The following is an 11659-nucleotide window of genomic DNA, read 5'->3' as shown; positions in this document are numbered from 1 at the left end:
GTAACCTCTGACGAAGATTGAATATCTTCTTCAGTTACTGAATAAAGAAATGAGATTTTTAGAAAAGTTTTAACTGCATAGTCTTTATTGACTATGACATTATTATACTAGGGGGAGTTAGAATGAGAGAAGAAAAAATTCAAATTTTAAAAATGGTAGAAGAAGGTAAAGTAACTACAGAAGAGGGAATTGAGTTATTAGAAGCTTTAGAAACTAGAGAAGAAACAGAAAGCCCAAATTTAGATAGTCCTAAATGGATGAGAATACGAGTTTTCGACCCTGATGATAGTACAAAAGTAAATGTAAATGTTCCTATATCCCTTTTAAATATAATGATGAAAGTTTCCAATAAGTTTGTTCCAGAGTTAAAAGATAATGGATTAGATGAAGAAGATTTTAAAGAAATATTACAGGCTATTCAAAATGGAGCTGAAGGGAAAATAGTTGATATAGAAAGTGATAATGGAGAAAAAGTAGAAATAATAGTAGAGTAATCCCATAATGGGATTACTCTACTATTGCTCCTTAAGGTTATATTATCTAAAAAGTTTCATAGGAAAAATACTATTTACCTGGCTCTGTTTTATATTAAAAAAATCAATAATTAAATTATTGTTTTTAAAATAACCCGAAAACAGTGAACCTTCTAATGCCTTGGAAATAGTACCACCTGGATAAATAGATTGTATGAATATAAAGATTGCAAATATCAAGTACACTATAACCATTCCTCTTATTAGTCCAAATAAAAAACCTCCAAATATATTTAGTTGTTTAAGAATAGGAGCTTTAAATAAGAAAGAGATAGCTCTTTCCAAATAACCTAATAGCCATCTAATTATTGTATAAATTATAATAATAGAAAATATAGTTATTCCCATTTTTATTAAACTATCTGAAACCATATCATATAATAAATTTTGATTTTCTTTAATTTTGCCATAAAATAATAACTTTGATATTCCTTCAAATAATTTTTTAAAAATATTATACAAAACTGGTGTATTCATTATATATTCAGAAATAACAGGATAATAGAGCTTTGCTAAGTATATTGATGCTAAAAATCTTATAAAACTAAATATTGACCTAACTAACCCTATATTTGTACTTCTTATTATATTTATTATTATTATAAATATAGTTAAATAATCTATCCAATTCATGCCTAGTCACCATACTTTATCTATTTATTTTTTTCTCAGTCATAATATTTATTCTATTATTAGCAAATAATATAATATCTGAATCATTTATTATAACATTTTCTATTTTTTCCTGAGTATCATATTTTAAGTTTTCTCTACCATTATTAATTCCTATAATCTTATTATCTCCTACTAACAGTACTCCTTTGTTAAATCCTTCTACCTTATTATACTCTCCATTTAAAGAAATGCTTTCTTCAACTTTATTTTTATATGAAATAACTTCCAATGTATTAGTTGTTAATATATATATATCTTTATCCTCTGTATTTACATACATATCCTTTATATGTTCCATATCTCTTTTCCATAAAGTATTTCCTTCTTCTACAAAGTATAATCTGCTATCAGTAAATACGACTATACTATTCTCATCTACAAATTCCATAGATATAATTATCTCTTCATTAAAATCTAATTCTGAAACATACTCACCTTTCTCTTTATAAAAAATTAATTTACTATTTAGATCCCCTTTTTCTATACCTAAAGTAGACAATACAATATTAGTTTTATCCTCATTTGCACTAAAATTTAATAGCCTTTTATCTTCAAGTAAAATATTGTTTTGAACTACCCCTTCTTTATCCATAATAGTTAATTTTTCTCCATCTTCAGTTTCTAAAGTTATAAAAATAAGCCCGTCTTTTTCCACTATTTTTTTTATATGACTTTCCATTTGTATTCTATTTAAACTTCTTCCATCTAAGTCTAAGAAATATAAATCTCCAGTATTGCCTTCACAAATATAGATAGTATCTGTTCCTAAAAATACTAATGGGTTCTCAAAATTTATTTCTTTTTCCCATTTACTCGTTCCATCCTTATTTAAAGCAATAATACTTTTACCATTCCATTTTATCAATAAATCATCATAAAATCTAACTTCCTCTTCTTGATTAGTAGGATATTTTTGAATTACTTGAAGGGTCTTATTAGACGAACTTGGTAATATCTTTTGTAAAAAATCTTTATTAGATAAAATAAGTACAGCAAAAATAAAAATTAAAATGAATAATTTAAACTTTTTTTTATTATTATTCTTCTTTGTTTTTTTATTTTTTTTACTCTTTTGATTAACATTTACAATATTTACCTGAGACATATTGCTTCTAGTATTTAAACTTCTTTTTTTCCTTTTTGCCACAATCAAACCTCCTTTTATTTATATACTATTTTTCTTGAAATTGTTTAAACTTGAAAAAATATTTAGGAGTTTACACTAATTTTTGTATCTGATATAATCATTGTATCGATACATTTGTAGATAATAATTTTAACCTTTATGGGGGATAGAGTATGAAAAATAATATAATAATACAATTAGATAAAAATCTAAATAAATCTTTATATATTCAATTAGCTGATAAATTAAAAAAGTTAATAGAAGATGGAGTTTTTCAAAAAGATGAAAAACTTCCTTCTATTAGAAGTTTAGCAAAAAAATTAGAAGTTAACAATATTACTATAGTAAATGCGTATAAACTTCTTGAACAAGAAGGCTATGTTTATTCTAAAAAAGGTAGTGGTACTTATGTAAAGAGACAAGATGAGGACTTAAGTCTCAATTATTTAGTAGATGAAAACATGGAACTTATGACTAGCGGAATCTTATCTCTTTCAAAAAATAGTATCAATTTTGCCAGTGTATCTCCAACTCCAGAACTTTTCCCTGTAGAAGAGTTTAAACAGGTTTTGATTGAAGTATTAGATCGAGATAAAGGTAAAGCCTTTGTATATCCAGAAATCAATGGCTACGGTCCTCTTAGAGAATCTATTTCTTGTTTTTTAAAAGATAATTACTATATAGACATAGAAGCATCTAAAATTCAAATTATTTCTGGTGGTCAACAAGGAATAGATTTACTTGCAAAAACTTTAATTCAACCTGGAGACTATGTTTTTGTGGAAAATCCTACTTATTCAGGTGCTGTTGCTGCCTTTGAATCTAGAGGAGCTAAAATAATAGGGATTCCTATGGAACAGGATGGAATAAATTTAGACGAGCTAAAAAAATATATAGATATGTATCATCCTAAATTTTTGTATACAATGCCTAATTATCAAAGTCCAACAACTTATTCCTATAGTGAAGAAAAAAAGAAGGAACTTTTAGACTTAGCTCATAAAAATGATCTTTATATTATTGAGGATGACTTTATGTCTGATCTATCCTATACAGATAAAAAACTTCCATTAAAATCAATGGACAAATATGACCAAGTCATATATATTAAGAGTTTTTCTAAAATTTTGATGCCTGGATTAAGATTAGGTTTCTTAACTACTCCAGAAAAGTTTTTTAGAGATATAATAAAAGCAAAACATACTACAGATATATCTTCTTCTGGATTTATTCAAAGAGCTTTTGATCTGTTCTTAAGAGAAAATTTTTGGAAACAACATATAGAAAGAGTAAAAAAAGACTATAATGAAAAGTATAAATTAATTTTAAAAGAAATCAATAATTTTAAAAAATATAATATAAACTTTAAAAAACCTGATGGAGGACTAAGTCTTTGGTTAGAACTACCTAGTGATATAAGTTGTATAGAGCTATACAATGAATGTGCTAATAATGATGTAATTATAGTTCCAGGAGAAATATTTTTTATTGACAATAATAATAGTAAAACTAATTTTATTAGATTAAGTTTTGGATCTGTAAATAAAAAACAAATAGTAGAGGGAATAAATGTAATTGAAAATTGCATAGCTAAATTAAAAGGTGAAAATGATGAAAATACTAAATTTATTCCTCTCATATAAAAAAGCCCTCATATTTTGAGGGCTTTTTTATCTCTTTTTACTTAAGCATTGTGTATATGTTTTAACATCTTAAAAAACATTTTATCTCTATTTTTCATAGCTTCTTCATCTTTTCCATTAGAATAGTCATAGAAACCTTTCTTTGATTTTACACCTAAATTATTATTATCAACTAAATCTTTTAACATATCTGATGGTTCTTTTGCATCTCCAAGCTCATTAAATAAATAGGAAGATATATAGTAAAATGTATCTAGTCCACCTAAATCTGCTGTTTCAAAAGGTCCTATTACCGCATATCTAAAGCCAAGCCCGTATTTCATTGCTCTATCTACATCTTCAACAGTAGCTATACCTTGTTCCACTATATTTAACGCTTCCCTAAATACTGCAAATTGTATCCTATTGCCTATAAATCCATTTGCATCTTTTTGAACAACTACTGGCTCTCTATCTATTGCTTTTACTAGTTCTACAAGCAAATCAACGGTTTCATCATCTGTGCCTTTTCCTCTTATTATCTCAATCAATGGAATAATATGTGGTGGATTCCACCAATGCATTCCAATAAATCTACCTTTTTTCTCTACTTTTTCACTTATTTCTGTAATGCTAAGCCCTGATGTATTAGTTGCAAATATAGCATCTTCCTTAGCTATTTCTTCAACTTCTTTCCAAAAATCTTGTTTAATATCAATTTTTTCTATTATAGCTTCAATAATTACATCTGCATCAGAAAATGCTTTTTTATCTGTTGTAAAAGATATTTTCTTCATAGCATTTTCTGCTTCAGATTCGGTTATAAGTTTTTCTTCAATTAAACTACTATTATTTATTGATATAATCTTTTTAGCGTTTTCTAGGTACTTTTCTCCAATATCTGTTACAACTACTTCATAGCCTTTTTGTGCAAATATTTGAGCTATACCAGCTCCCATAGTACCTGCTCCTGCTACACCGATTTTCTTAACTTCTTCCAATTTCATTATATACCCCTCCTCTGAATTATTTTGAAGCACATCTTATATAATTAATAAATTGCAAAACCTATGCCAATTATAATTTATATTCTAATATGCTCTATATCACAGAGTTTTATATAATTTATCCATTGAAACTAAGCCTTTTTCACCTTAAAAAACACTTATTTTAATTTTAATTTTAATTTCAAAATAATTTACATTTTTATCTTTTATCTTTTAAAAGTGTTAGATTTTCTGAACAATATACCTTAATATGTGAAATAATTGTTCCACTTTTCTGACAATTTTTTTTTAATTAGCCGTCCAGCCTCCATCCATTGTCATCATTGAACCTGTAATATGATCCCCTGCATCTGTACATAAAAATTTAACTAAATCTGCAATCTTTGAAGGTTCTATTAATTTTTTAACAACAGCTTTTCTTAACATTATTTCCTCAACAACTTTTTCTCTTGATATACCATGGGTTTTTGCTTGATCATCAATTTGATTATCTACTAGAGGTGTCTTAACATATGCAGGACAAATTGAATTTACAGTTATACCATATGGTCCTCCCTCTAAAGCTGCAGTTTTTGTTAAACCTGAAACGCCATGCTTAGCCGACACATAAGCTGATTTAAACTCAGAAGCTCTTAAACCATGCATAGAATTGATGTTTATTATTCTTCCCCAGTTTTGTTCTTTCATCGAAGGCCATACATATTTTGTTAATAAGAATGGTGCTGTCAACATTAAAGAGATCATAAAATCCCATTTATCTTCTGGAAAATCTTCAATTGGAGAAACATGTTGGATACCTGCATTGTTTACAAGAACATCTACTTTTGAATATTTATTTAGAGTATAATCAACTAATCTTTTGCAACCTTCTCTTGTACTTAAATCTGTTTTAAAATAATCTACTCCTATTTTCTCTGACTCATTTTTTAATTTTTCTTCATTGATATCAGCCATAACTACTTTTGCACCATCTTTAGAAAAAGATTTTGCTACTGCTAATCCTATACCACTAGCTGCTCCTGTTACAATACATACCTTATCTTTCAACATTATATAACCCCCTCTAATAATTTTGTGCTACAAATAATTATTGCAAAACCTATGCCATTTTTTTCTGTTAATTTGACCATCCTCTAATCCATCAAATTTTAATAGTTATTTTTAAAAAATTAAAAAAGAAGAATATACATTTTTCAATTTGAAAAATGTATATTCTTCTTTTAGGTTCAAAAAATTAACATTCTACTTTAATAGCATAGTTAAGTGTTAAGTTTTTCGAACACTATGTTTTTTTAACTTGATTATATGTAGTTTTTTCTCACAATTCTTGAATTTTTTATTATGTTTTTAAAGTTCTATATTGTATTTATCAATTTTTTCATATAAACTTGTCCTACTAATGTCTAAAATACTTGCAGCTTTTGTTTTATTCCCATTAGAAAATATTAAACTATCTATTATAGCTTGTCTTTCTACCTCTTCTAAAGTTAATTTTAAACTTCTAACCTTTTTCTTTCTCATAATTCCTGTAATCTTAGAAGGCAAATGTTCAGGTTTTATAACGGTTTCTTCATCTAAAAAATTTATAGCTCTTTCAAGTATATTTTCCAACTCCCTTACATTGCCAGGCCAATTATATCTTTTTAAATATTCTAATGCACTGTCTGAGATTCTATCTACCCTTATATTTTCTCTTCTAGATATTTTTTGAATCAAATATTCAGATAAAATAGGTATATCATCTTTTCTTTCTCTTAGTGGGGGGACTTTAATGGTTAATACATTTAGTCTGTAATATAAATCTAATCTAAACTTGCCTTCAGATACCATTTCTTCTAAATCCCTATTAGTTGCAGTTATAATCCTGACATCAACTTTTTCTGAACTATTAGATCCTATTCTCTCTATCTCTTTATCTTGAAGAACCCTTAAAAGTTTTACTTGCATATTCATAGGTAGATCTCCTATTTCATCCAAGAAAATAGTGCCTCCATCAGCAGCTTTAAATTTTCCTATTTTACCTCCTTTTTTAGCACCTGTAAATGAACCTTCTTCATAGCCAAATAACTCTGATTCCAACAACTCATAAGGGATTGCACCACAGTTCACCTTTATAAAAGGTGCATTTGAACGTCTACTAATACTGTGAATAGCATGAGCAAATAATTCCTTCCCCGTTCCACTTTCACCTAAAATCAAAACATTAGAATTAGTTTTTGCTGTTCTTTTTGTTAGTTCTTTTATTTTATGCATAGATTTACTTTCACTTATAATACTATCTAAAGAATATTTAGCACTGTTAACTTTCTTAAACTCATCTTTATAAAGATTTAATTCTTTTTCAATTTTGCTTATCTTCATATAGAGAGCATTTAATTCATTTATATCTCTAAATAGTACTCTCCCTACTGCTCCAACAACATTCCCTTTTACAAAAACTGGAATTCTAGTAGCTATCATTTTATTTCCATTGATTTCTTGAACTTCTGCTATTTCTGAAACTCCTGTTTTAATTACTACATCCATTCTTGTATTCTCTATAACATCTCTTACATGCTTTCCAATTACTTCTTCCCTCTTTACTTGTAAAAAATCTGCATAGGGTTTACTTATCATTTCTATATATCCTTCTTTATTTACATAAACAATAGCATCATTTGTAGTCTCCATTATAGTTTTTAATAAAAAAGCCGCTTCCATTTCATCATCAAATTGTCTAATAAATTCTTTATAAGAATCTAGCTTTTGAAAAATTAAAAAAGTTCCCTCAACAAATCCATTATTAATGATTGGTTTTTCAATTGCAATTATCTCCATACTTTTATATTTTAAAGTATGGGTTTTACTTTTCTTATTAGTTTTTAAAAAATTACTAATTTTTAAATTAGGTATAACCTTATCTACTTTTTTATCTAAAGCACTTTCTCTGTTTAAATCTAATATTTTTAAAGCTCCCTCATTTAAATAGTCTATAATACCATTTTTATTTATTATTAAAAGTCCTACACATAAGGAATTAACCATATTATATAAAAGCTCTTTGTTTTTAGACATTATTGCACACCCCTATACAAAATATCTAATAATTATAATTAAATTATCATATTAATTATATCATATCTATATAGGTCTAATTCCATTTTATATAGGTTTATAAAGTTTTCAACTCATATTATCTACTTTTTATGTAAACTATGTAAAAAAGTCTAATTTTCCAATTCAAATTGGAAAATTAGACTTTCAAAAAAACATTTTATATAACTTATTTAACTATATATTAAATAATCTATTTTAAAGCTAGTTCTTCAACTGTTTCACTAAGTTTATCCGGATTCTCTACTACTAGAAAAAATGTTCCATTAGTTCTTCTAAATCAATAGCAAATCTATTCATTGTTAATCCTTTTTCTGGTCTATCAGAAGCACCATGGCCTCTAAGATCATAAGTAACAACTTTGAATTTTGAACTCAAATTTTTAACTTGAGGATCAAAACTTGTATGGTCCGCACTCCATCCATGAATAAATAAAATTGGTTTTCCTTCTCCTGCTACATCATAATAAAGATTAACTCCATCGCTAGTTTTAAACATTGACATAATATACCCCCTAGATTTATTTTAACTTCAGAACTAAATTTATAATAATGTTATACTATTTACTGCATTAATTAAATTGCAAAAGTTATGCCATTTTAATTTATTTTTTATTGTTTCTACCTAAGAGTCAATGTTTAACACTATTAAAAAAATATAATATACAACATAATTATTTTCAAAAAACAATTTTTCTATATTTTTAGGGTACATATTATAACAATATTTTAATTTCTAAAAAAAGCGTAAGGTTTTCTGAACATTAGTTGATTTTTTGAATTTTAAATGTTCGGTTTTCTAACAATTTTAAAAATTACGATAATATATAGTAATTTTTATCTTATAATCATATTGAAATCAATAGTTTTTAAAAATCCTAGCAATATTGAAATAAACTCATGGGGCTTTTCGTATATACAAGCATGTCCTGAATCTTTTATTAAAATCCATCTAGAACAAGGTATTTTTTCATAAATATACTTTTGATATCTTATAGGCATAATTTCATCTAAATCTGAACTTATAATTAAAGTAGGAATATCAAATTCCTTTATCTTAAAACTTATATCAAAACCATCTGTACTTTTTATACCTCTCATAAATGCTTCGTACCATTCTTTATTCAATATTCTTTTAAGCTGCTTTTTATTTCCATTAAACCATTCAAAGTTTTCTTTATAAAATTTTTCTGAATATAGACTAGGAATAACTGTCTTTAAAAATAAATCACTATCATAAGTTTTTGCTGCTTTATACCAAGTTTGTAAGTTTCTTTTTATGTGATTATCTACATTACTAGTTGTATTTGAAAGTATCAAAGACTTAACCATATATTTATATCTTAATGTAAATAGTTGAGCTACCTGTCCCCCATAAGATATGCCAAAAAGATGTATCTTATCATAACCTAGTTCTTCTAGTAACTCTTTAAGTATTTCCACATGCATATTTTGATCATAGTCATTATCTGCTTTATCAGAAAAACCTTGATCTATTAAATCAACTAAAAGCATCTTATATTCTCTAGAAAAAACCTTTATAAAGGGAGACCAACTAATAGTACTCATCATCATACCATTTAAAAAGACTACTACTTCTCCTTCTCCATGCTCTCTATAATATATTCTTTTATTTTTAATCTCTAAATAAGGCATATACTCACTCCTTTTTTCTATAATATTATAATAATATTTTTATATCAATCTAATTATAGAAACTAATAAAATAAATCCTCCAAAATATCCAAATATAGGATATATTGTTGCTACTAAATTAGAAAAACCTAATTTAGCTAATGGTATAGAAGACAAGCAAAATAAAAATGAAGTAAATATATAATTTCTTTTTTTGGAAACCCTCTCTATAAACCCAAATCCATTTGCTATAGCTGTAGTAAACATAGCAAGCCATAATATAACACTAAAAATTTTACTATATATTCTACCTCCATAACCTGATATATTAAGCATAGGTATGTCTAAAGCATATACCTGAGTATAAAGAATTAATAAAGGTATCAATATAAAACAACCTAAAACACCTAATATTCCTCCTCCCATTAATCCACCTTTTATTGCTACCTTCTTATTTGTGATAATAGGAAGTAATGAAGATAATATTACTATTAAAAGTAAACTATTAAATCCAACATATAAAATAGAGGACGTTATAAAATTCCCTTTATTTGTATATTCTATTCCTTTTAAATTACTAAAAATAAAACCTTCTTCTATAATTACATTACCACCAAAATAAATAATTCCTAGTACTAAAAGTGGAACTAATATAGAATTTATAAAGGATAACCCTTCAAGGCTAAATAAAAAAGTTATAAATGATAATATAACCATTAAGTATATCCCCATATTTTTAGATAAGTTAAATTCTTGATTAAATAATGCACCAGAGCCAGAAACCATAATACAATAACCAATAAATAATGAAAGTATAATTACAGTATCTATAAAAAACCCTAATTTTTCACCAAATATATTATTTATCAGGTTTTCATATCCATTTATTTTTTTTTCATATATTTTAGATAGAAAAAATGCCCCTATAAACATAAATAAAAAACTACTTAAAACCATACCTATTATTCCTTTAGCTCCATATACGCCAAAAAAATCTATTATCTCCCTACCAGAAGCAAATCCTGCTCCAATTATGGTACCTATGTATATAAAAGCAAGTTTAAGAACATCTTTATTCATAACTCTCCTCCTTTTCATAGCTATATAACTATATTCTAAGGAAGCTTATCCTATGAAAAATATTGTTTAAAAGATTGATTTACATTTCTAGGAATGATATCATAATATTAAGAATATTCTTATATGTAATGGTATGAAAATAGGAGGTGAATAAGATGAAAAAGGTATATCTTCTTACAATAATTATTATTGTTTTACTATTATTGTCTTCTTGTAATACAAAAAATCAAAATCATATGTTAAATGTGGTTGTTGACACAGAAAAACTCGACCATAAATTTTCAAATTTTAAAATAACCTATGATGAATATATAGATAATATCCAAAAATATTTTACTGATAATTATAATGAAGAACATCACTATAATAGAAGGTATGTCCCAGATCCGACTGATTTGAAAAATCTTAATAAAAGCCAATTAGAAGAGATTAGAAAAGATTTAAGTAATCAATCCAATATATCGGTGGACATATCTAAACCTTATAGTGATAACAAAGAAGCTTACTATGTATTTACTAAGTCTACTGTTGATTCTAAAGATACAGAAATGGAGAAATTAATTATAACTAGAAAATATAGACTGACTAAAAAAGATAATATGTGGAAGATTATGGAGTTAGAACAAAGTATATCAGGTAAAGAAACTCCTGAAGATAATCTAAAATATACTACAAAAGATAATAAAAAAGTTGAGTATATAAAAACTATAAATATCGACTAAAATAAAAAAGCCCTACCTCGACCTACGAGATAGAGCTTTTATTCTATGTATTTGGATCTGGCAACTTCCTACTCTCCCAGAGCGTTACCACTCAAGTACCATAGGCGTTAGGAGGCTTAACTGCTGTGTTCGGTATGGGAACAGGTGTGACCCTCCTGCTATAGTCA

At 26.4% G+C, this 11659-nt stretch carries 11 protein-coding genes and 1 rRNA gene; 3 read left to right on the top strand and 9 right to left on the bottom strand.

All coding sequences use genetic code 11. The features are described 5' to 3' along the window. Positions 1–122 precede the first annotated feature (122 nt). Complete coding sequence (locus tag FYJ27_RS06770; protein ID WP_154484102.1) at positions 123–494, top strand: SHOCT-like domain-containing protein; 372 nt, start codon at positions 123–125, stop codon at positions 492–494. A 42-nt stretch (positions 495–536) separates the two neighbouring features. Here FYJ27_RS06770 and FYJ27_RS06765 read toward each other — a convergent pair whose 3' ends face one another. Next, a complete protein-coding gene (locus FYJ27_RS06765; RefSeq protein WP_154484101.1) occupies positions 537–1166 on the bottom strand; it encodes a CvpA family protein in 630 nt (209 codons plus the stop codon). A 16-nt stretch (positions 1167–1182) separates the two neighbouring features. Beyond that, positions 1183–2355: a DUF5711 family protein gene (locus tag FYJ27_RS06760; protein WP_154484100.1), complete on the bottom strand. Its 1173-nt coding sequence runs from the start codon at positions 2353–2355 to the stop codon at positions 1183–1185. Between the two features lie 152 nt (positions 2356–2507). Between FYJ27_RS06760 and pdxR the strand changes: the two genes are divergently transcribed. Then, on the top strand, positions 2508–3977 hold the full coding sequence (gene pdxR / locus FYJ27_RS06755) for a MocR-like pyridoxine biosynthesis transcription factor PdxR (protein WP_154484099.1): 1470 nt from the start codon (positions 2508–2510) through the stop codon (positions 3975–3977). Positions 3978–4018: 41 nt separating this feature from the next. Here pdxR and FYJ27_RS06750 read toward each other — a convergent pair whose 3' ends face one another. The 6 genes from FYJ27_RS06750 to FYJ27_RS06725 all read right to left on the bottom strand — a co-directional run bounded on the left by FYJ27_RS06750 (position 4019) and on the right by FYJ27_RS06725 (position 10770). Continuing rightward, positions 4019–4963 carry a 3-hydroxyacyl-CoA dehydrogenase family protein gene (locus FYJ27_RS06750; protein WP_154484098.1) on the bottom strand — a complete coding sequence of 315 codons (945 nt, stop codon included), beginning with the start codon at positions 4961–4963 and terminating at the stop codon, positions 4019–4021. 288 nt (positions 4964–5251) lie between these two features. Beyond that, positions 5252–6013, bottom strand: a complete 762-nt coding sequence (locus FYJ27_RS06745; protein WP_154484097.1) for a 3-hydroxybutyrate dehydrogenase — start codon at positions 6011–6013, stop codon at positions 5252–5254. Between the two features lie 297 nt (positions 6014–6310). Beyond that, positions 6311–8017 (bottom strand): sigma 54-interacting transcriptional regulator, encoded by a 1707-nt coding sequence (locus tag FYJ27_RS06740; protein ID WP_154484096.1) that lies wholly within the window; start codon positions 8015–8017, stop codon positions 6311–6313. A 288-nt stretch (positions 8018–8305) separates the two neighbouring features. After that, positions 8306–8560 carry an alpha/beta fold hydrolase gene (locus FYJ27_RS06735; RefSeq protein ID WP_154484095.1) on the bottom strand — a complete coding sequence of 85 codons (255 nt, stop codon included), beginning with the start codon at positions 8558–8560 and terminating at the stop codon, positions 8306–8308. A 332-nt stretch (positions 8561–8892) separates the two neighbouring features. Then, on the bottom strand, positions 8893–9711 hold the full coding sequence (locus FYJ27_RS06730; protein WP_154484094.1) for an alpha/beta fold hydrolase: 819 nt from the start codon (positions 9709–9711) through the stop codon (positions 8893–8895). Positions 9712–9750: 39 nt separating this feature from the next. Beyond that, positions 9751–10770, bottom strand: coding sequence for a YkvI family membrane protein (locus FYJ27_RS06725; protein ID WP_229775499.1), 1020 nt, complete (start codon positions 10768–10770; stop codon positions 9751–9753). Between the two features lie 155 nt (positions 10771–10925). On the opposite strand from FYJ27_RS06725, the gene FYJ27_RS06720 reads away from it, so the two are divergent. Next, positions 10926–11492, top strand: coding sequence for a hypothetical protein (locus tag FYJ27_RS06720; RefSeq protein ID WP_154484092.1), 567 nt, complete (start codon positions 10926–10928; stop codon positions 11490–11492). Positions 11493–11547: 55 nt separating this feature from the next. On the opposite strand, the gene rrf is transcribed toward FYJ27_RS06720, so the two are convergent. Then, positions 11548–11659: ribosomal RNA gene (gene rrf, locus FYJ27_RS06715) — 5S ribosomal RNA — on the bottom strand; the annotation flags it as partial.

The organism is Anaerosalibacter bizertensis (genome assembly GCF_009696605.1).
In the GTDB taxonomy this organism is placed as follows: Bacteria; Bacillota; Clostridia; order Tissierellales; family Sporanaerobacteraceae; genus Anaerosalibacter; species Anaerosalibacter bizertensis.
The sequence above is the reverse complement of the archived record's forward strand: the minus strand, read 5'-3'. Positions and strand labels throughout refer to the sequence as shown.